Annotated in this window: 21 protein-coding genes; 4 read left to right on the top strand and 17 right to left on the bottom strand. The window is 74.6% G+C overall.

All coding sequences use genetic code 11. The features are described 5' to 3' along the window. Positions 1 to 212: 212 nt before the first annotated feature. The 6 genes from trpC to hisI form a co-directional block, all read right to left on the bottom strand. On the bottom strand, positions 213 to 1,022 hold the full coding sequence (trpC, locus tag ABZY33_RS10900; protein WP_356491211.1) for an indole-3-glycerol phosphate synthase TrpC: 810 nt from the start codon (positions 1,020 to 1,022) through the stop codon (positions 213 to 215). 130 nt (positions 1,023 to 1,152) lie between these two features. Next, positions 1,153 to 1,581 (bottom strand): DUF2752 domain-containing protein, encoded by a 429-nt coding sequence (locus ABZY33_RS10895; protein WP_356491210.1) that lies wholly within the window; start codon positions 1,579 to 1,581, stop codon positions 1,153 to 1,155. A gap of 128 nt (positions 1,582 to 1,709) precedes the next feature. Beyond that, a complete protein-coding gene (locus ABZY33_RS10890) occupies positions 1,710 to 1,961 on the bottom strand; it encodes an HGxxPAAW family protein (RefSeq protein ID WP_356491209.1) in 252 nt (83 codons plus the stop codon). A 125-nt stretch (positions 1,962 to 2,086) separates the two neighbouring features. After that, positions 2,087 to 2,737: a TIGR02234 family membrane protein gene (locus tag ABZY33_RS10885; RefSeq protein ID WP_356491208.1), complete on the bottom strand. Its 651-nt coding sequence runs from the start codon at positions 2,735 to 2,737 to the stop codon at positions 2,087 to 2,089. A gap of 49 nt (positions 2,738 to 2,786) precedes the next feature. Then, positions 2,787 to 4,298 (bottom strand): anthranilate synthase component I, encoded by a 1,512-nt coding sequence (locus ABZY33_RS10880; protein WP_356491207.1) that lies wholly within the window; start codon positions 4,296 to 4,298, stop codon positions 2,787 to 2,789. 16 nt (positions 4,299 to 4,314) lie between these two features. Continuing rightward, positions 4,315 to 4,689, bottom strand: a complete 375-nt coding sequence (gene hisI, locus ABZY33_RS10875; protein WP_356491206.1) for a phosphoribosyl-AMP cyclohydrolase — start codon at positions 4,687 to 4,689, stop codon at positions 4,315 to 4,317. A gap of 82 nt (positions 4,690 to 4,771) precedes the next feature. Between hisI and ABZY33_RS10870 the strand changes: the two genes are divergently transcribed. Then, a complete protein-coding gene (locus ABZY33_RS10870) occupies positions 4,772 to 5,407 on the top strand; it encodes a TIGR03085 family metal-binding protein (protein ID WP_356491205.1) in 636 nt (211 codons plus the stop codon). 285 nt (positions 5,408 to 5,692) lie between these two features. Here ABZY33_RS10870 and ABZY33_RS10865 read toward each other — a convergent pair whose 3' ends face one another. The 11 genes from ABZY33_RS10865 to hisD form a co-directional block, all read right to left on the bottom strand. Beyond that, positions 5,693 to 6,931, bottom strand: a complete 1,239-nt coding sequence (locus ABZY33_RS10865; RefSeq protein WP_356491253.1) for a helix-turn-helix domain-containing protein — start codon at positions 6,929 to 6,931, stop codon at positions 5,693 to 5,695. Between the two features lie 157 nt (positions 6,932 to 7,088). After that, entirely contained in the window at positions 7,089 to 9,056 is a 1,968-nt protein-coding gene (locus ABZY33_RS10860) for a LuxR C-terminal-related transcriptional regulator (RefSeq protein WP_356491204.1), read from the bottom strand. 94 nt (positions 9,057 to 9,150) lie between these two features. Further along, on the bottom strand, positions 9,151 to 10,026 hold the full coding sequence (locus ABZY33_RS10855) for an alpha/beta hydrolase (RefSeq protein WP_356491203.1): 876 nt from the start codon (positions 10,024 to 10,026) through the stop codon (positions 9,151 to 9,153). 341 nt (positions 10,027 to 10,367) lie between these two features. Continuing rightward, positions 10,368 to 11,123 carry an imidazole glycerol phosphate synthase subunit HisF gene (hisF, locus tag ABZY33_RS10850; RefSeq protein WP_356491202.1) on the bottom strand — a complete coding sequence of 252 codons (756 nt, stop codon included), beginning with the start codon at positions 11,121 to 11,123 and terminating at the stop codon, positions 10,368 to 10,370. Further along, positions 11,120 to 11,557 carry a RidA family protein gene (locus ABZY33_RS10845; RefSeq protein ID WP_356491201.1) on the bottom strand — a complete coding sequence of 146 codons (438 nt, stop codon included), beginning with the start codon at positions 11,555 to 11,557 and terminating at the stop codon, positions 11,120 to 11,122. Before ABZY33_RS10845 ends, hisF begins: the two co-directional genes overlap by 4 nt. Continuing rightward, a complete protein-coding gene (priA, locus tag ABZY33_RS10840; RefSeq protein WP_356491200.1) occupies positions 11,554 to 12,279 on the bottom strand; it encodes a bifunctional 1-(5-phosphoribosyl)-5-((5-phosphoribosylamino)methylideneamino)imidazole-4-carboxamide isomerase/phosphoribosylanthranilate isomerase PriA in 726 nt (241 codons plus the stop codon). The genes ABZY33_RS10845 and priA overlap by 4 nt, the downstream gene beginning before the upstream one ends. A gap of 2 nt (positions 12,280 to 12,281) precedes the next feature. Further along, positions 12,282 to 12,920, bottom strand: a complete 639-nt coding sequence (hisH, locus tag ABZY33_RS10835; RefSeq protein ID WP_356491199.1) for an imidazole glycerol phosphate synthase subunit HisH — start codon at positions 12,918 to 12,920, stop codon at positions 12,282 to 12,284. A 4-nt stretch (positions 12,921 to 12,924) separates the two neighbouring features. Further along, a complete protein-coding gene (locus tag ABZY33_RS10830) occupies positions 12,925 to 13,089 on the bottom strand; it encodes a hypothetical protein (RefSeq protein ID WP_356491198.1) in 165 nt (54 codons plus the stop codon). A gap of 2 nt (positions 13,090 to 13,091) precedes the next feature. Further along, a complete protein-coding gene (gene hisB / locus ABZY33_RS10825; protein ID WP_324768309.1) occupies positions 13,092 to 13,685 on the bottom strand; it encodes an imidazoleglycerol-phosphate dehydratase HisB in 594 nt (197 codons plus the stop codon). Further along, entirely contained in the window at positions 13,682 to 14,800 is a 1,119-nt protein-coding gene (locus ABZY33_RS10820; RefSeq protein WP_356491197.1) for a histidinol-phosphate transaminase, read from the bottom strand. The genes hisB and ABZY33_RS10820 overlap by 4 nt, the downstream gene beginning before the upstream one ends. Then, on the bottom strand, positions 14,797 to 16,119 hold the full coding sequence (hisD, locus tag ABZY33_RS10815; protein ID WP_356491196.1) for a histidinol dehydrogenase: 1,323 nt from the start codon (positions 16,117 to 16,119) through the stop codon (positions 14,797 to 14,799). Before hisD ends, ABZY33_RS10820 begins: the two co-directional genes overlap by 4 nt. Before the next feature lie 200 nt (positions 16,120 to 16,319). On the opposite strand from hisD, the gene ABZY33_RS10810 reads away from it, so the two are divergent. The 3 genes from ABZY33_RS10810 to ABZY33_RS10800 all read left to right on the top strand — a co-directional run bounded on the left by ABZY33_RS10810 (position 16,320) and on the right by ABZY33_RS10800 (position 19,841). After that, a complete protein-coding gene (locus ABZY33_RS10810; RefSeq protein WP_356491195.1) occupies positions 16,320 to 17,903 on the top strand; it encodes an oxidoreductase in 1,584 nt (527 codons plus the stop codon). A 172-nt stretch (positions 17,904 to 18,075) separates the two neighbouring features. Beyond that, positions 18,076 to 19,044 (top strand): hypothetical protein, encoded by a 969-nt coding sequence (locus ABZY33_RS10805; protein ID WP_356491252.1) that lies wholly within the window; start codon positions 18,076 to 18,078, stop codon positions 19,042 to 19,044. An 11-nt stretch (positions 19,045 to 19,055) separates the two neighbouring features. Beyond that, entirely contained in the window at positions 19,056 to 19,841 is a 786-nt protein-coding gene (locus ABZY33_RS10800; protein ID WP_356491194.1) for an LON peptidase substrate-binding domain-containing protein, read from the top strand. Positions 19,842 to 19,846 lie beyond the last annotated feature (5 nt).

Below are 19,846 nucleotides of genomic sequence, written 5' to 3'. Positions count from 1 at the left end.
GACGGCTGGTCGCGCAGTTCCCCGCGCCCCTTGCGGGGCTGATCTCAAGCGGCGCTGAAGTGCGCCGCGGGCCATCGCATGCCGTTCACCTGGCCCGGCTCATCGCCGATGACGTACCGCACCCGGCGGCCCCGCACGCGCCGCGCGGGCGCCCGGCAGCCGCGGGGGCGGCAGCCGGGGGCGAGGCGGGCGGCGATGGGCATGGTGCGGGGTCAGCCCCGTCCGTGGCGCAGCGCGGGGTGCGCGCCGGCGGCGACCAGGTCGGAGACGGCGGAGCGCGGGTCGCGGCCGGTCACCAGGGACTCGCCCACGAGGACGGCGTCCGCACCCGCGTTGGCGTACGCGATCAGGTCGTGCGGGCCGCGCACGCCGGACTCGGCGATCTTGACGATGTGGTCCGGGATGTCCGGGGCGACCCGCTCGAAGGTGCCCCGGTCGACCGTGAGGTCCTTGAGGTTGCGGGTGTTGATGCCGATGATCTTCGCCCCGGCGTCGACGGCCCGCTCCACCTCGTCCTCGTCGTGTGCCTCGACGAGCGGGGTAAGACCGATGGACTCGGCCCGCTCGATGAGGGACTCCAGGGCGGGCTGGTCGAGCGCGGCGACGATCAGCAGGACCAGGTCGGCGCCGTAGGCGCGGGCCTCCCACAGCTGGTAGGAGGTGACGATGAAGTCCTTGCGCAGGACCGGGATGTCGACCTTCGCGCGGACCGCTTCGAGGTCGGCGAGGGAGCCGCCGAAGCGCCGCTGTTCGGTGAGGACGGAGATGACGGCCGCGCCGCCCGCCTCGTAGTCGGCGGCGAGGGCGGCCGGGTCGGCGATGGCGGCCAGCGCGCCCTTGGAGGGGCTGGACCGCTTGACCTCGCAGATGACCTTGACGCCGTCACCGCGCAGGGCAGCGACCCCGTCCTTGGCAGCGGGAGCCTGCGCCGCGCGCTCCTTGAGCTCGTCGAGGCTGACGCGCGCCTGCCGTTCCGCGAGGTCGGCACGGACTCCGTCGATGATCTCGTCGAGCACACTCACGCGAGCGGACTTCCTTTCTTGCGATTCGGTTCACAGAGCAACCGAGTGGTCACTGCGATGGTATCCGCAGAGGGCCGAAGGCTTCGCATCCGGTTGTTCGTGGTCCCACTACCTGGACAGATGGTGTGGATCAAGGGTGTAGGGAGCCACCGAAGGGCAGGTTCCGGACAACGGTGAAGGCCAGCACGACGGCGCCCAGCGTCCACAGGTGGACGCGGCCCGGAGAGAGGCCGAACGGGCGACCCCGCATCGCCCGGCCGGCCCAGACGGCCCACACCACGGCGAAGAGCGCGTATCCGGCCACGGCGAGGGCGTTGGCGCCCAGAGCGCCGCCGAGATCGCCGTGCACGAGCGCGTGGGCGCTGCGCAGGCCGCCGCAGCCAGGACAGAAGACGCCGGTGGCGCTGAGCAGCGGGCAGGCGGGGTAGTGCCCCGCCTCGTTCGGGTCGACCGCGCCGACGTAGGCGAAGGCGGCGGCGACCCCGGCGAGGACGCCCAGCGGGACGGCCGCGCGGCGCAGCGGGCGGGCGGGGGCGGTGCGGGTCGTCTCGGCGCTCACGCCGGAATTCTCCCCCGGGCCGCCGCGCGCCGCCCGTCGGGACGCGGCCGGCGACTCCCGCAGGACGCGACAGGGGCGGTACGGCGTCCGCGCCGTCCCGCCCCTGGTCGTCCGTCGTGGCGGAGGTGTCAGGCCTCCGAGCCCGCGGCATGCCCGGACGCCTTGGCCGGCAGCACCAGCTCGGCGCGCTTGGGCTTGCCCAGGCCCGCCATGCTCATCACGCCGCCGACGATCGGGGCGATGACCAGCAGCGCCATCCCGACCCAGAACCCGACGGGCTTCACCATCACCATGAAAGTGCCCGCGACGATGAACCCGATGAAGGCGATGATGACACCGGTCCAGGCGGCCGGGGTGTGTCCGTGGCTGCTGTCCGCCATGGCTTGCTCCTCGTTGCTTATGGCCTATGCGGCAGTGCCCGCTCCCCGCCGGGGCGTGGGGGCTGCCGCGATCACGTCCTGCGGCTCCATTGTCCCGTACCTGTGCGTACGGGACGAACGCGGGGTCAGGCCGTGCCCGTCGGGTCCTCGCCGCGGTCGAGGGCCTTCCACAGTTCCTCGGGGCGGTCGGGGTCGACCGGCTTCTGCCGGCGGGCGCGCGGGGAGCCGTCGCGCTCGTAGCGGCCGCCCATGGAGGGCCAGGCGGCGCCGTAGACGACGGCGAGGACGCCGGCGATCAGCAGCAGGGCGCCGCCCGCGGCCGCGACGTAGGGCCAGGCGGTGTGGCTGAGGGCGTCGACCGTGGAGTTCGAGGTGCCGGCGGCCCGGGCGGCCTTCTCGTCGAGCGCGGAGCGGTCGTCGGCGCCGAGCACGGCGGCGGCGACGGCGCCCGCGCCGCTGAGCGCGAGCAGCGCCGCGACCAGGACGCGGCCGGCGCGGCGCACCGCGAACACGGCGACGAGAGCGGCGAGTCCGACGATGGCGAGGGCGGCGGGGACGCCCGTCACGTCGCTTCCCTTGGCGGTCAGCGGCAGCTTGCCGCCCGCGACGGCGGCGACGCCGGAGCACCACTCCTGCCGGGACGCGAGCAGCGCGACCGCGGCGCCCGCGGCACCGAAGAGCAGGGCGACGCCCAGACTGCGCCGGCCGTCTCTGCTCGGCCCGGCGGTGTCGGGGGCTTCGGTTCGGGGGTGCGGTACGGCAGTCACGTACTCCACTATCGCCTGTCCGCACAGGTGTATGTGTGCCGGGGGCGCGAGGCGTGGGTCACTTCACACCGCTGCCGGCGGCGCCCAGCCGGTTCGCCGTGTGGACGGCGCGCAGGACGGCGGCGGCCTTGTTGCGGCACTCGGTGTCCTCGGCGACGGGGTCCGAGTCGGCGACGACACCCGCGCCCGCCTGCACGTACGCGGTGCCCTCGCGCAGCAGCGCGGTGCGGATGGCGATGGCGGTGTCGGAGTCGCCAGCGAAGTCGAGGTAGCCGACGCAGCCGCCGTACAGGCCGCGCCGGGACGGCTCCAGTTCGTCGATGATCTGCATCGCGCGGGGCTTGGGGGCGCCGGAGAGGGTGCCGGCCGGGAAGCAGGCGGTGAGCACGTCGAAGGCGGTGCGGCCGCCGGCGACCCGGCCGGTCACGGTGGAGACGATGTGCATGACGTGCGAGTACCGCTCGACGGACATGAAGTCGACGACCTCGACGGAGCCGGGTTCGCAGACCCGCCCGAGGTCGTTGCGGCCGAGGTCGACGAGCATCAGGTGCTCGGCGCGCTCCTTGGGGTCGGCGAGCAGCTCCTCGGCGAGCGCCTGGTCGGCCTGGGGGGTGGCGCCGCGCGGCCGGGTGCCGGCGATGGGGTGGACCATGGCGCGGCCGTCCTCCACCTTGACCAGGGCCTCCGGGGAGGAGCCGACGACGTCGAACCCGTCGAAGCGGAAGAGGTACATGTACGGGGAGGGGTTCGTCGCCCGCAGGACGCGGTAGACGTCCAACGCGCTTGCCGTGCACGGGGTTTCGAACCGCTGGGAGGGCACGACCTGGAAGGCCTCACCCGCCCGGATCCGCTCCTTTACGCTCTCGACGGCCTCCTGGTACTGCTCGCCGCCCCACAGCGCGGTGACTGTGCCTGTTTCGAACGGGGGCAGCTCGGAGGGGGGCAGCGCGGCCGGGGCGGTGTGCGCCGGCCTGCCGAGGTCGGCCTCCATGGCGTCGAGCCGGGCCACGGCGTCGGCGTAGGCCTCGTCGACGCCGGTGTCGAGGTCGTTGTGGTTGATGGCGTTGGCGATGAGCAGGACGGAGCCGTCCCAGTGGTCGAGCACGGCGAGGTCGCTGGTGAGCAGCATCGTCAGCTCGGGCAGATGCAGGTCGTCCCGCTCACCGGGGCCGATCTTCTCCAGGCGGCGCACGACGTCGTAGCCGAGGTAGCCGACCATGCCGCCGGTGAACGGCGGCAGGCCTTCGTAGCGCGGGGTGTGCAGGGTCTCGACGGTGGCGCGCAGGGCGGCGAGGGGGTCGCCGTCGACGGGGACGCCGACCGGCGGGGTGCCCTGCCAGTGGGCCTGTCCGTCGCGGGTGGTCAGCGTGCCGGTGGAGTGCACGCCGACGAAGGAGTACCGGGACCAGGAGCGCCCGTTCTCCGCGGACTCCAGGAGGAACGTGCCGGGCCGCTCGGCGGCGAGCTTTCGGTAGAGGCCGACGGGCGTGTCGCCGTCCGCGAGGAGCTTGCGGCTGACGGGGATCACTCGGCGGTCGGTCGCGAGCTTGCGGAAGGTCTCGAGATCCATGGGAGGAGCTTAGGTGTTAGGCGGTGGCGGCCGTGACCGGCAGCTGGTCGGCGTCGAAGCAGGTCCGGGCGCCGGTGTGGCAGGCGGCGCCCACCTGGTCGACCTTGACGAGGACGGTGTCGGCGTCGCAGTCGAGGGCGACGGACTTCACGTGCTGGACGTGGCCCGAGGTGTCGCCCTTGACCCAGTACTCCTGGCGGCTGCGCGACCAGTACGTGCAACGGCCCGTGGTCAGGGTGCGGTGCAGCGCCTCGTCGTCCATCCAGCCGAGCATCAGCACCTCGCCGGTGTCGTACTGCTGGGCGATGGCGGGGACCAGGCCGTCGGCGCCGCGCTTGAGGCGGGCGGCGATCGCCGGGTCGAGGTCACTGGGCGGGGGCGTGCTGCTCATGGGGCCATTGTGCCGCGCCCGGGCCGGAATCCGGGCGGCCGTCCACTGTCCGGACGGTGCGGGCGGTCGTAGGCTGGCGGGCATGTCGACCCATGCCAAGCGTGAACGACTTCTCCTCGCCGATCTGTTGGAGGCGGTGGGCCCGGAGGCCCCCACTCTGTGCGAGGGCTGGACCGCCCGTGATCTCGCGGCGCACGTCGTGGTGCGCGAGCGCCGGCCCGACGCCGCCGGCGGCGCCCTCGTCAAGCAGCTCGCTCCGCGTCTGGAGCGGGTGCGGGGCGAGTTCGCGGAGAAGCCCTACGAGGAACTGATCCAGCTGATCCGGACGGGGCCGCCCCGGTTCTCGCCGTTCTCTCTGAAGCAGCTCGACGAGGCCGCGAACGTCGTCGAGTTCTACATCCACGCCGAGGACGTGCGGCGCGCGCAGGAGGACTTCTCGCCGCGCGAGCTCGACCCGGTCTTCAGCGAGGTGCTGTGGTCGCGGCTGGAGCGGATGGCCCGGGTGATGGGCCGCAAGGCGCCCGTCGGCCTGGTGCTGCGCCGCCCGGACGGCCGGACGGCGGTCGCGCACCGCGGCACGCCGGTGGTGACGGTCACCGGGGAGCCCTCGGAGCTGCTGATGTTCGCGTTCGGCCGCCAGGACGCGGCGAATGTGGAGCAGGAGGGGGACAAGGCGGCCATCGCCCAGCTGGGCGAGACGAAGGCGCTGGGGCTGTAGGGGGCGGGCCGGGTCCTGGGCCTGCCCTCGCAGGCCCGTCTGCCCCTGGCAGGCCCGTCTGCCCCTGGCAGGCCCGTCTGCCCCTGGAGGAGTTCCGCTCTGCGCAGGTGCGGGGAGGCGAGGGCGACCGCGCCGCCCAGTGCGCAGACGCCCGCGCTCACGGCGAAGACGGCTCCCGTGCCCCACAGCCCGACGGCCCACCGGCACAGGCGGGGCCCGCGTGGCTCTGGAGCAGGGCCCCGCTCGGCGTTCCGGCGAGCCCGGCGGACAGGCCGGGGCCCGGCGTCAGGTGCGCGGGCGCAGTCGGTGCGCCGTCAGGGCCAGCGCCAGTTCCACCTGGTCGGCGGGGCGGGTCAGGCTGCGGCCGGTGAGTTGTTCGCAGCGGCGCAGCCGGTTGAGGACCGTGTTGCGGTGGCAGTAGAGCCGGGCCGCGGCGCGCTGCGCGGAGCCGTCGCACTCCAGCCAGGCGGTCAGCGTGTCGAGCAGGAGCGCCCCGTCGGCGGGCGGCAGTGCGCGCAGCGGGCCGAGCACCCGGTCGGCGAGCAGGCCGCCGAGCACCGGGGCGCCGGCCACGAGGGCGGCGGGCAGTTCGTCGTCGAGCAGGACGGTGCCGCCGCCCGGCGGGCAGATGCGCAGCGCGGTCTCGGCGAGGCGCCGGGCGCTGCCGATCCCGGCGAGGCCCTCGACGGCGGAGCCGACGCCGACGCGGACGCCGGCCGCGCGGTCGGTCGCGGCGCGCCAGTGGGCGGCGAGCCCGCGTACGTCGCACTCCCCCAGGGCGACGATGCCGCGCTCGGCGTCGGGCCCCGGGTGCCACACGGTCCGGGTCCCGCCGGGTCCGGAGCGGCCGGTCGCCGCGCCGCGGGCGCCGGTGACCAGGACCACGGCGTAGCGGCCGCGTTCGGGCAGGCCGAGCGCGGCCGCGGCGTCGGGCAGGTCGGCGATGCGGGTGGCGCCGTCGAGGAGGGCGGCGGCCATCAGGCGGCGCCGGTTCTCGCGGCGCCAGGTCAGTTCGTGCTCGGCGCGGTGGTAGGCCTCGGCGACGCAGGCGCAGTGCTCGTCGACGTACTCGCGCACGTCGGCGGCGAGATGGACGAGCAGGTGGGCGTCGCGCGGGTGGCGGCCGGTCACCTCGTCGACGAGGGCCTGCCAGATCACGGCGCCGCCGAGCCGGAACGCGCCAAGCAGGGCGTCGAGCGGCAGGCCGCGAGCCGCGCGTTCGGCGCCGATCCGGGCGGAGCAGGCGCGGGCGGCCTCGCGGGAGCGGCCGGGGTCGAGCAGCGAGGCGACGCTGTGCCGCAGGGAGCGCAGCACCTCGCGGCGGATGTCGCCGGGGTCGGCGTCGATGGCGGCGCGGTAGGCCGGTTCGGTGGCGTGCAGGTCGGCCATGAGCCGGTCGGCGAGGGCCGGGAGGCGGCCCATGAGCGGCAGCGCGGCGCGGCGCAGGACGGCGACGGCGTCGGAGCCGGCGGGCGCGGCGCCGGTCCGGGGGCGGGGGCGGGGACGTACGAGGTGCGCGGGCATCACGGTCACGGTCCTCCTCGGCTCGGCTCGTGCCGGGGCGCGCCGGAGCCGCCCTGGGCCCGCAGAATGACATACCGTCTGGTCGGTCTCCAGCCCTCCGGGGATAACGACCTCGTGCCGCGCACAAACCGTGATGTGGAGCGGGGGCGCCGGCCGGTCAGGTGCGGGGGGTCGGCCGGTGGGCGGCGCCGGCGACCAGACGGGCCAGTTCGACGCGGGAGCGGACGCCGAGCTGGGCGAAGACGTTGCGCAGATGGTGGTCGACGGTGCGGGGGCTCACCGAGAGGCGCGAGGCCACCTCGCGGTTGGTGGCGCCCTCCGCGACACAGTGCGCGATACGCAGCTGTTGCGGCGTCAGTTCGGCGAGCCTGCCCGGGGGTTCCTCGTGGCCGGGGGCGTCGCCGGTGGCGCGGAGTTCGGCGGCCGTGCGGGCGGCCCAGACCGTGGCGCCGCACCGCTCGAAGGCGACCAGGGCGTCGCGCAGCAGGATCCGGGCGCGGGCGGGGCGGCGGGCGCGGCGCAGCCATTCGCCGTGCAGTTCGGCGGTGCGGGCCCGTTCGAAGTCGCCGCCGGTCCGCTCGTGCCGGGCCAGCGCCTCGGTGAAGCGGGCCTCCGCCCGGGCGGGGTCGCCGGAGGCCAGCAGGGCCTGGCAGCGAGCCAGTTGCGCCTGGGACTGCGGGTCGTACCCGCGCTCGGCCCACACCGTGAACTCCGCGACGGCCGCCCGGGCCCCCTCCAGGTCCCCGGCCGCCACCGCGGCCTCCACGAAGCACGGCACGGCGAGCATGCGCACGGCGAAGTGCCCGCCGCGCGGGCCGGGCCGCACCAGCGGTCCGAGCCGGGCCGCCGCCCCGGCCGCGCGGCCGCGGGCCAGATCGGCCCGGGCCAGCGCCCACTGGGCGAGGGTGGCGGCCTGGACGAGGCCGTGCCGGGCGGCGATGTCCTGCGCGGCGGCCGCGTGCCGGGCGACGGTGCCGGCGTCGCTGTCGAGGGAGGCGACCAGGGCGAGGATCGCGTGCTGGTGGGCGAGGACGTTGCGCTGCCCGGTGAGGCGCGCGGCCCGCAGCCCCTCCTCGGCGTGGGCGCGGGCGCGGCCGTGCCGCCCGGCGCGCAGTTCCCCGTAGGCGAGCAGTTCCAGGGCGCGGGGCACCTCGGGGCCCGCGTCGAGGGCGCGGGCGGCGGCGAGCGCGCGGCTGCCGAGCCGGCAGGCGGCTTCCACGTCCCCGGCTACGAGGGCGGCGGCCCCGGCCCGCAGCAGGGCGTCCGGGTCGCCCGCGTCCGCCGCCGCGGCGACGAACCGGCGCAGCGCCGCCCGGCCCGCCGCGTAACGGTCGTCGAGGGCGGCGGCCATCGCGCGCCCGTAGGAGCGGGCGGTGGCGGTCCCCGCCCGCTCCTCCCCGACCACGTCCCGGTACGCCTCCGCGTCCCCCAGCGCCCAGGAGGCCTCCGCCGCGGCGAGCCAGGCTTCGCAGGCCCGGCCCCGGGGGCACAGCCGGGCGGCGAGGAGCAGCGAGGCGCGGGCGTCGGCGACCGGGCCGTCCCGCAGGGCGAGCAGGCCGCGCACCAGCGCGGCGGCCCCGCGCACCTCGTCCGGGCAGGCCAACGGCCCCGCGCGGTCCAGGAGTTCGCGGGCCCGGTGCGGACGGCCCGCGAGCCGGGCCTGGTCCGCCGCGGCGACGAGCCGCTCCGCGCGGACGCCCGGCTCGGCGGCGAGCGCCGCCGCGAGGGCGAGGGCGGTGGCCCGCTCCCCCCGCGAGGGGCCCGGCAGCCGGGCCGCGGCGGCCAGGGCGTCGCCCCTCGCGCTGTCCGGGCAGGGCGCCGCGAGCGCCCGGTGCAGCAGCTCCGCCGTGCGGTGCCGCTCCCCCGCCGCGGCCTCGGCCAGCAGCCGGTGGGCGGCTCTGCGGTGCGCGGGCCGCGCCGCCTCGTACACGGCGCGGCGGCCGGGCAGCCGCAGCCGGCCGTCGGGGCCGCGCCGCAGCCCGGCGCGCTCGGCGGCGTCCACGGCGTCCGCGTCGAGCCCGGCGGCCGCCGCGGCCCGCAGCACGAGGCCGCCGTCCACGCGCGGCTCCTCGGGGTCGCTCTCGTAGGCGGCCGCGGTCAGCAACAGGACACATCTGGCGCTCACTTACGTCACCGTACGGACGGATCGCCGCACCCGCGACGCCGGTTGGGAGGGGACCCAACCGGCGCCGCACGACACTGTGCTCCCGCACAGCCCGTCAGGAGGTGTGCGGGCAGTTCCCGCGGTACTCGGCGATCGTCAGGCTCGCCGCGGGCAGCGGGCAGAGGAACTGCTCGTAACGGGTGTCGTTGTCGATGAACCGCTTCAGCCACGAGATGCTGTACTTCGCGATCGTGGTGTTGGACGAGTTCGGCGTGAAGTGCGTGGCGCCGCGCAGCTCCAGGTACGCCTTGTCGAGCGAGCTGGGCAGGTTCCGGTAGAACGGCTCGGAGTGGGTGGCGACCGGCGCGATGGTGTCACCGTCCGCGCCCACGACCAGCGTCGGCGTCCTGACCTCGGGCCAGGTGGTGTCGAGGTTCCAGCCGGTGAGCGGGATCGCCGCCTGGAGCGAGGGCCGGCTCTTGGCGGCTTCGAGGGTGCCGCCGCCGCCCATCGAGTGCCCCATGACGCCGAGGCGGCTGGTGTCGATGCGGGTGCGCACCGAGCTTCTCTGCGTCAAGTAGTCGAGGGCGGACAGGAGTTGGCGGCCCCGGCTGTCGGGCTGGTCGAGCGTGGTGTTGGTGTCGATGGTGAAGACGACGAACCCCTGCGAGGCCAGGCGCGGGCCCAGCCAGGCGATGGACGACTGGTACGCGGTGAAGCCCGGGGAGATCGCGATGGCGCCGAACGTGCCGTCGGAGGTGGACGACGGATAGTAGATCGTGCCGCCGCCGAACCCGGTGACGCTCAGCGAGGACACGGAGGTCTGCGCGACGGAGTACGGGCCGCGCAGCGCCTCGACGCTGGACGTGGTGGGGGCGGGGCCGCGCTCGTAGGGGTTGTCGGCGGCCTGCGCGGCGACGGCCTGCGAGGTGGCCAGGCCACCCAGGGCCAGCAGGGTGGCAAGTCCCGTACGGATCATGCGGGTGCGCATCTTCAGCACGATGCGGTCCTCTCGGGGGGAGGGTGGTATCCGTCCCGGGACACCACCGTGGGCTGGACTGCGACCACGGTGGGGGGTGAGCGGTGACATGTGCATCGGCGAAATCACCGGTCCCGGGATGCCGAGGGCCCCGCGCCTCAGAACCCCGTTCGCCCGCGGCCCCGGTGGGGGCTGAGCGCGCCGTTCCCCGCGCCCCTGAGAGGCGCACTTCGTGCGGCCTCTCGTCGGGCGCTGGAGCTGCGGCGGAGCCGCTTGCTTCAGGGGCCCGGGGAACTGCGCGACCAGCCCCCACCGGGGCGGCAGACGAACGGGCCCGGGGGACGGCGCGGGCGCTACCGGACGGGGTACCCCGCTGCGCGCAGGCCGCCCTTCACCTCACCGATCCGCAGGTCACCGAAGTGGAAGACGGACGCGGCGAGCACCGCATCGGCCCCCGCCGCCACCGCCGGGGCGAAGTGCCCCAGCGCCCCCGCGCCGCCCGACGCGATCACCGGCACGGACACGTGCCGCCGCACCGCCTCGATCATCTCGAGGTCGTAGCCATCCTTCGTGCCGTCCGCGTCCATCGAGTTGAGCAGGATCTCCCCCGCCCCCAGCTCCGCGGCCCGGTGCGCCCACTCCACCGCGTCGAGGCCGGCGGAGCGGCGCCCGCCGTGCGTGGTGACCTCGAACGAGCCGGACGCGGTGCGCCGCGCGTCCACGGACAGGACGAGCACCTGGCGGCCGAACCGCTCCGCGATCTCGCGGATCAGCTCGGGCCGGGCAATGGCCGCGGTGTTCACGCCGACCTTGTCCGCCCCGGCGCGCAGCAGCTTGTCCACGTCGTCGGCGGTGCGCACGCCGCCGCCGACGGTGAGCGGGATGAAGACCTGCTCGGCGGTGCGGCGCACCACGTCGTACGTGGTCTCGCGGTCGCCCGAGGACGCCGTGATGTCGAGGAAGGTCAGCTCGTCGGCGCCCTCGGCGTCGTAGACCTTGGCCATCTCGACGGGGTCGCCCGCGTCGCGCAGGTTCTGGAAGTTGACCCCCTTGACGACGCGGCCGTTGTCGACGTCGAGGCAGGGGATGACCCGTACGGCGAGACTCACTGTGCTTCTCCTGCGTGCGCCGGCGTGCCCGGCTGCGGGCGGAACGCCTCGACCTCCACCTCGACGACCAGGCTGGGGTCGATGAAGCCGGAGACGATGATCATGGACGCGGCGGGGCGGACGGCGTCGAACAGCTCCTTGTGGGCGCGGCCCACGTCGTCCACGTCCCGGGCGTGGGTGAGGTACATCCGGGTACGCACCACGTGCTCGGCGCCCAGGCCCAGGTCCCGCAGCGCCTTCAGGGCGACCCCGAAGGCGTTCACCGTCTGCTCGTAGGGCGTGCCCGCGTCGATCACGCCGTCGATGACGGAGGTGCAGCCGGAGACCAGGACGAGCCCGGTCGGCAGCTCCACCGCGCGCGAGTAGCCGATGGTCTCCTCGTAAGGGCCACCCGAGGGGTGGCGCCTGACCGCGCCGGCGTCGTGGGTGCTCATGCGGCGACCGCCTCCAGCGCGGCCTCCAGCGTGAACGCCTCGGCGTACAGCGCCTTGCCGACGATCGCGCCCTCCACGCCCACCGGGACCAGGGCGGCGATGGCGCGCAGGTCGTCGAGGGAGGAGACGCCGCCCGAGGCGACGACCGGGCGGTCGGTGGCCGCGCAGACGTTCTTCAGCAGCTCCAGGTTCGGGCCCTGGAGCGTGCCGTCCTTGGCGATGTCGGTGACGACGTAGCGGGCGCAGCCCTCGGAGTCGAGCCGCGCGAGGGTCTCGTAGAGGTCGCCGCCGTCGCGGGTCCAGCCGCGGCCGCGCAGCGTGGTGCCGCGCACGTCGAGGCCGACCGCGATCTTCTCGCCGTGCTCGGCGATGACCTTGGCGACCCACTCGGGGCTCTCCAGGGCGGCGGTGCCGAGGTTGACGCGGGTGCAGCCGGTGGCGAGCGCGGCGGCGAGCGTGTCGTCGTCGCGGATACCGCCGGAGAGCTCCACCTTGATGTCCATCGCTTCGGCGACCTCGCGGATCAGCGCGCGGTTGTCGCCGGTGCCGAACGCGGCGTCCAGGTCGACCAGGTGGAGCCACTCGGCGCCGGAGCGCTGCCAGGCGAGGGCGGCCTCCAGCGGGGAGCCGTAGGAGGTCTCGCTGCCGGACTCGCCATGGACAAGGCGGACCGCCTGACCGTCTCGGACGTCGACCGCGGGGAGGAGTTCGAGCTTGCTCATGGCTAAAGGGTTCCGATCCAGTTCTTCAGCAGCTGGGCTCCGGCGTCGCCGGACTTCTCGGGGTGGAACTGTGTCGCCCACAGTGCGCCGTTCTCCACGGCGGCGACGAACGGCTCACCGTGGGTGGCCCACGTGACCCGCGGCGCCCGCAGGTGCGGGTTGTGCACTTCGAGCTGCCAGTCCTGGACGGCGTAGGAGTGCACGAAGTAGTAGCGCTCGTCGGCGTCGAGGCCGGCGAAGAGGGTGCTGTCCCCGGGTGCGCGGACGGTGTTCCACCCCATGTGCGGCACGATGTCGGCCTTGAGCGGCTCGACGGCGCCGGGCCACTCGTCCAGGCCCTCGGTCTCGACGCCGTGCTCGACGCCGCGCGCGAAGAGGATCTGCATGCCGACGCAGATGCCCATGACCGGGCGGCCGCCGGCGAGGCGGCGGCCGACGATCCAGTCGCCGCGGGCCTGCCGGAGCCCCTGCATGCAGGCGGCGAACGCGCCGACGCCGGGCACAAGGAGCCCGTCCGCGTTCATCGCCGTGTCGTAGTCGCGGGTGATCTCGACGTCGGCGCCCGCGCGGGCGAGGGCGCGCTCGGCGGAGCGGACGTTGCCGAAGCCGTAGTCGAAGACGACCACTTTCTTCTCTGTCATGGGGTCAGTTCCAGTAGTCGAGCCGCAGCACGCCCGCGATCAGGCAGAAGGCCGCGCTGAGGGAGAGCAGGGTGATCAGGCTCTTGCCCATGCCCTGCTTGGCGAAGGAGTAGACGCCGCCGAGCAGGAACAGGCCGACGACGATGAGGACGGTCGCGAGGCCGTTCATGACTAGAGGGCGCCCTTCGTCGAGGGGAGGATGCCGGCGGCGCGCGGGTCGCGCTCCGAGGCGTAGCGCAGGGCCCGGGCGAGGGCCTTGAACTGGCACTCCACGATGTGGTGGGCGTTGCGCCCGTACGGCACGTGGACGTGCAGGGCGATCTGGGCCTGGGCGACGAAGGACTCCAGGATGTGCCGGGTCATCGTCGTGTCGTACTCGCCGATCATCGGCGCCATCTTCTCGGGCTCGGTGTGCACGAGGTAGGGGCGGCCGGAGAGGTCGACGGTGACCTGCGCGAGCGACTCGTCCAGCGGGACGGTGCAGTTGCCGAAGCGGTAGATGCCGACCTTGTCGCCGAGCGCCTGCTTGAAGGCGGCGCCGAGGGCGAGGGCGGTGTCCTCGATGGTGTGGTGCGAGTCGATGTGCAGGTCGCCCTCGGTCTTGACGGTGAGGTCGAACAGGCCGTGCCGACCGAGCTGGTCGAGCATGTGGTCGTAGAAGCCGACGCCGGTCGCCACCTCGACCTTGCCCGTCCCGTCCAGGTCGATCTCGACGAGGACCGAGGTCTCCTTCGTCGTCCGTTCCACGCGTCCGATGCGGCTCATGCGCCAGGCTCCTGATCGTCCATTGAGGCTTTCTTCACTGCGCGGGCCGCGTCCAGGAACGCGTCGTTCTCCTCGGGGGTGCCGACGGAGACCCGCAGCCGTCCGGGCACCCCGTTGTCGCGGATGAGGACACCGCGGTCGAGGATGGACCGCCAGACCGCGTGGGGGTCCTTGAAGACGCCGAACTGGACGAAGTTGGCGTCGGCGACGGTGACGTCGAAGCCGAGCCCCTCCAGCTCGGCGACCACGCGGTCGCGTTCGCTCTTCAGTTGCTCCACGTAGCCGAGCAGGGTGTCGGTGTACTCCAGGGCGGCGAGCGCCGTGGCCTGGTTGACGGCCGACAAGTGGTAGGGCAGGCGCACCAGCTGGACGGCGTCGACCACGGCCGGGTCGGCGGCCAGGTAGCCCAGGCGCAGTCCGGCCGCGCCGAACGCCTTGGACATGGTCCGCGAGATCACCAGGTTGGGGCGGCCCTCGATCAGCGGCAGCAGCGAGGCGCCGTGGCTGAACTCGGTGTACGCCTCGTCGACGATCACCATGGCGTCCCGGCCCGCGGCCTCGTGCAGCGCGAGGACGTCCTCGGCCGCGACGGCGTTGCCGGTGGGGTTGTTCGGGCTGGTGACGAAGACGACGTGCGGCCGGTGCGTGCGGATCGCCTCGATCGCGCCGGGCACGTCGAGGGAGTAGTCCGCGGTGCGCGGGGCGCTGATCCAGCCGGTGTTGGTGCCGCGGGCGAGCAGCGGGTGCATCGAGTACGAGGGCTCGAAGCCGAGGGCGGTGCGGCCGGGGCCGCCGAACGCCTGGAGCAGCTGCTGGAGCACCTCGTTCGACCCGTTGGCCGCCCAGACCTGCCCGGTGGTGACCTTGTGGCCCGTGGTGCGGGTGAGGTACCTGGCGAGTTCGGTGCGCAGCTCGACCGCGTCCCGGTCCGGGTAGCGGTTCAGGTTCCGGGCGGCGTCGGCGACGCGCTCGGCGATCCGCGCGACGAGCGGCTCGGGCAGCGGGTAGGGGTTCTCGTTCGTGTTCAGCCGGACGGGTACGTCCAGCTGGGGCGCGCCGTACGGGGACTTGCCGCGCAGCTCGTCCCGGACGGGGAGGTCGTCGATGCCGGTCACCGCGTGGGCACCTTCCAACCGAAGCGGGCCTTGAGGGCGGCGCCGTGCGCGGGCAGGTCCTCGGCCTCCGAGAGGGTCACCACGTGGGAGGTGATCTCGGCGAGGGCGTCGCGGCTGTAGTCCACGACGTGGATGCCGCGCAGGAAGGACTGCACGGACAGGCCCGAGGAGTGGCAGGCGCAGCCGCCGGTGGGCAGGACGTGGTTGGACCCGGCCGCGTAGTCGCCGAGCGAGACCGGGGAGTACGGGCCGACGAAGACCGCGCCGGCGTTGCGCACCTTTTCGGCCACGGCGGCGGCGTCGGCGGTCTGGATCTCCAGGTGCTCGGCCCCGTAGGCGTTGACGACGGCGAGGCCGTCCGCGACGGAGTCGACGAGGACGATCGCGGACTGCTTGCCGGCGAGGGCGGGCTCGATCCGCTCCTCGCGGTGCTTGGCGACCGCGACCTGCGCCGCCAGCTCCTTGGCGACGCCCTCGGCCAGCTCCTCGCTGTCGGTGACGAGGACGGAGGCGGCGAGCGGGTCGTGCTCGGCCTGGCTGATCAGGTCGGCCGCGACGTGCACCGGGTCGGCGGTGGCGTCGGCGAGGACGGCGATCTCGGTGGGACCGGCCTCGGAGTCGATGCCGATGACGCCGGTGAAGTAGCGCTTGGCGGCGGCCACCCAGATGTTGCCCGGGCCCATCACCATCGGGGCGGGCGGGCAGGACTCGGTGCCGTAGGCGAACATCGCGACGGCGGTGGCGCCGCCCGCCGCGTACACCTCGTCGACGCCGAGCAGCGCGCAGGCGGCCAGGATCGTCGGGTGCGGCAGGCCGCCGAACTCCTTCTGGGCCGGTGAGGCGAGCGCGATCGAGGGGACCTCGGCCTCCTGCGCCGGGACCACGTCCATGATCACGGAGGAGGGGTAGACGGCGCGGCCGCCGGGCGCGTACAGCCCGACGCGGTCCACCGGGACCCACTTCTCGGTGACCGTGCCGCCCGGCACGACCTGCGTGGTCTCGGTGGTGCGGCGCTGGGCGCGGTGCACGATCCTGGCGCGCCGGATCGACTCCTCCAGGGCGGCGCGGACGGCGGGGTCGAGCGTGGCGAGGGCCTCGGTGATGGCCTCGGCCGGGACGCGCACGCTCTTGAGCGTGACGCCGTCGAACGTCGCTGCGAAGTCGATCAGCGCCGCGTCGCCGCGATGATGCACGTCCTCGCAGATCGGCCGCACCTTCTCCAGGGCGGCCGTGACGTCGAAGTCGGCACGGGGCAGCAGCGAGCGCAGGGCCTGACCCTCGGGGAGGGCGGCGCCGCGCAGATCGATTCGAGAGATCACGCACCAATTCTCTCAGACGCCCGAGCGGCACCGGCCGCCCGTATCAGTGGCTGATACACACCCGGTTTCGGCCGTTGTCGCGCGGCGGCTCCACGAGCCTTCACGGTGAGTGTTCAGACCGTCACCCAGCGGGCATGAACGGTTGTACGAAACCCGCGAGTAGCAGGTGACCGAGGGGTGCACGGGGAGGAAGAACAGGCGTGGTCGACGTGGGGAGCGGCAGTGGCGACGGGGACGTACCGGAGGGGCTGACCCCCGCGGAGGCGGGCATGTGGCTGGCCTTTCGCAACGGCACCGGCTACGACCTGCGCAGCGGGGTCGTGGCGGTGGACGACCCGCACGGCGGGCACCCCTGGGGGCCCGAGCGCAGCGTGCGGGCGCGGGTCGTGGCATGGCTGCTGCTGGACGGGCCGCCCGCCCTCTCCGGCCGGGTCCCCTCCCTCAAGCTGACCGGCCTGCAGATCACGGACGTGCTCGACCTGGCGGGCGGCGCGATCGGCCCCTACGTGGAGCTGAAGCAGTGCCGCTTCGAGAAGGAGGTGCTGGTGCCCGAGGCGCGCTTCTCGACGGTGCGGCTCGTCGACTGCTCGGTGCCGCGCCTGGAGGGGGCCCGGGTGCACACCGAGGGCGATCTGCACCTGCCGCGCTGCCGCTTCCACCACGGCATCCGGCTGAGCGACGCCCACATCGGCACAGACCTGCTGCTCAACCAGGCCGTCGTCTTCCGCGACCGGCGCGGCAAGTCGCTCATGGCGGACGGCCTCACGGTCGGGCAGGACCTCCAGGCCGAGATGGTGGAGACGCACGGCGAGGTCAGCCTGCGCGGCGCCACGGTCGGCGTCTCGCTCTCGCTGCGCGGCTGCCGGCTGAGCAACGCCCAGGGCCGGCTGGCTCTGAACGCCCCGCAGCTGACCGTCGAGCGCACGCTGTACCTGACCCCGGCGGGTCTGGGCGTGCCGCTCCTCGCCGGGGGCGTGACGCCGGCGCGCGGCACGCGGGTGCAGCGCTTCAGCTGCGTCGGCGGGATCCGGCTCGACGACGGCCGGTTCGGCGACGCGGTCGACCTGGACGCGGCCCTCTTCGTCCTGGAGGACGATCAGGAGATATCCCTGCGCCGCGTCCAGACCCCCGAGCTGCGCTTCCTCGGCGAGCGGCCGCGGCGCGGCCGGATCGTGCTCTCCGGCGCCAAGATCGTCAACCTGGTCGACAAGGCGGCCGGCTGGCCCGGCCCCGGGCAGCTGCGGATGGGCGGGTTCACCTACGAGAACCTCATCCCGTTCGGCCCCTTCCCCCTCGCCCAGCGCCTGGAGTGGGTGGCGGCCGCGACGCCGGAGTACAACCCGGAGCCCTACGAGCGGCTCGCCACCGTGCTGCGCAACAGCGGTGAGGACTCCGACGCCCGCGAGGTGCTGCTCGCCAAGCAGCGGCGGCGCCGCGAGACGCTGCCGCCGGCCGCGAAGGTGTGGGGCTACCTCCAGGACTGGACGGTCGCCTACGGGTACCGGCCGGGCCGGGCCGCGGTGTGGATGGCGGTGCTCTGGGCGGTCGGCGCGTTCGCCTTCAGCCGCGCCCCGCACCCCCCGATGAAGCCGGGCGAGGGCCCGCAGTGGAACGCGACCCTCTTCGCCCTCGATCTGCTGCTGCCGGTGATCGACCTCGGCCAGTCCAGCAGCTGGCAGCTGCGCGGCGGCTGGCAGTGGGCGGCGTCGGCCATGATCATCCTCGGCTGGATCCTGGCGACGACGGTCGCGGCGGGCACCACCCGGCTGCTGCGCCGCAACTGAGCGGGCCGGGCCCGCGGCGCCGCCGAATTGTTACCGGCGCGTAGGCAACCACCGGCCGCCCGCGACCGTCCTTCCAGCGCCATCATCGTTCCGTCCAGCGCCACCACCGTTCCGTCCGCACGCAGAGGAGGCAGCCGTGCCGTTCCTGCGTGCTCTCATCCGCACCGCCCGCATGATCCGCCACACCGGGGCCCTGGCCGCGGGCCTGCCGCCGGACGACGAGATCCTGCTCGACGCCCCGGACGAGCGCCTCGCCCCGGCCCTGGTCGCCGCGGGCCGCGGCGAGTACCGGGCCGCCGCCGAGGTCCTCGCCCACACCCGGGAGCGGGCCGAGTGGGAGAACCGCGACCGCTATGTGCTGCGCCTCGCCGCGTTCGCCGCCTCCCGCGCCGAGTGGTTCGACGCCTGGCAGCGTGCCCACCCGCACGACCCGGACCTCCTCCTGGTCAAGGCCGAGCTGGCGGTGGGCCGCGCCTTCGCCTCCCCGGCCCGGGCCGAGCTGCTGCGCGAGGTCGGCCCGCTGATCGCGGCCGCCGCCGGGGCCGACCCCCGCGACCCGGTGCCCTGGCGCGTCGCCCTGGACCACGCGCGCGGCTCGAACGCCCCGCACACCGCGTTCGAGTCCGCGTGGGCCCAGGCGGTCCGCCGCTCCCCGCACCACTACGGCTGTCACGTCGCGGCCCTCCAGTACCTCTCGGCGGCCTGGTACGGCTCGCACGCCGAGTGCTTCGACTTCGCCGAGCGGGCCGCCCAGGACGCCCTGCCCGGCTCCCTGCTCCAGGCCCTGCCCGTCCGCGCCGCCTTCGCGTACCTGACGGCGCAGGCCCCGGCGGGTGTGCCGCGCACCCGCCTCGACGCCGCCGCCGACCTCGCGATCGAGCTCTCCCGCCGGTACGACGCGGCCGACCCGTGGCCCGCCGAGGTGCGCAATCTGCTGGCCTGCGTCCTCATCGAGCTGGAGCGCTGGCCCGACGCCCTCGAACAGCTGCGGCTGCTCGGCCCGTACGCGACCTCCTTCCCCTGGGACCGGCTCGCGGACGATCCGCTGGAGCGGTTCCTGGAGCTGCGCGACGAGGTCCGCATCGAGGTCGCGGCCACCCTCCCGCTGCGCGGCGGGCCCGGCGGGGCCGGCGCCCATTAGGCTTGAGCGTCGTGACCACCGTCCGGCTTCCGCTCTTCCCGCTCAACTCGGTGCTGTTCCCGGGGCTCGTGCTCCCGCTGAACGTGTTCGAGGAGCGTTATCGCGCCCTGATGCGCGACCTGTTGAAGGCCTCTCCCAGCGATCCGTCCGGCCCCGACGCCGATCCGGCCGTCTCCGACGAGCCGCGCCGCTTCGCCGTCGTCGCGATCCGCGACGGGCACGAGGTCGCCCCCAGCGCCTCCGGCATGCCGGACGACGCCACCACCAAGGAGGCGGGCGCGGGGCCCGCGGCCGGCTTCGGCGACGACCCCCTGACGTCGTTCCACGGCACGGGGTGCGTCGCGGACGCGGCGACGATCCGCGAGCGCCCCGACGGCAGCTTCGAGGTGCTTGCCACCGGCACCCGCCGGGTGAAGCTCCTCTCGGTCGACGCCTCGGGCCCCTATCTGACCGCCGAGGTCGAGGAGCTGCCCGAGGAGGACGGCGACGAGGCGGGCGCTCTGGCGGAAGGGGTGCTGCGCGCGTTCCGCTCCTACCAGAAGCGGCTGGCCGGGGCCCGCGAGCGGTCGCTGACGACCGGCGCCGAGCTGCCCGACGACCCCTCGGTGGTGTCCTACCTGGTGGCGGCGGCCGCCGTGCTCGACGTCCCGACCAAGCAGCGGCTGCTCCAGGCCCCGGACGCGGCGTCGCGGCTCCGCGACGAGCTGCGGCTGCTGCGCGCCGAGACCGCGATCATCCGGCATCTGCCGTCGCTGCCCGCGGCGGAGCTGACGCGCCAGGCGACCAGCCGCAACTGACGTAG

It is taken from the genome of Streptomyces sp. NPDC006552, assembly GCF_040611655.1.
Lineage (GTDB): Bacteria > Actinomycetota > Actinomycetes > Streptomycetales > Streptomycetaceae > Streptomyces.
The sequence above is the reverse complement of the archived record's forward strand: the minus strand, read 5'-3'. Positions and strand labels throughout refer to the sequence as shown.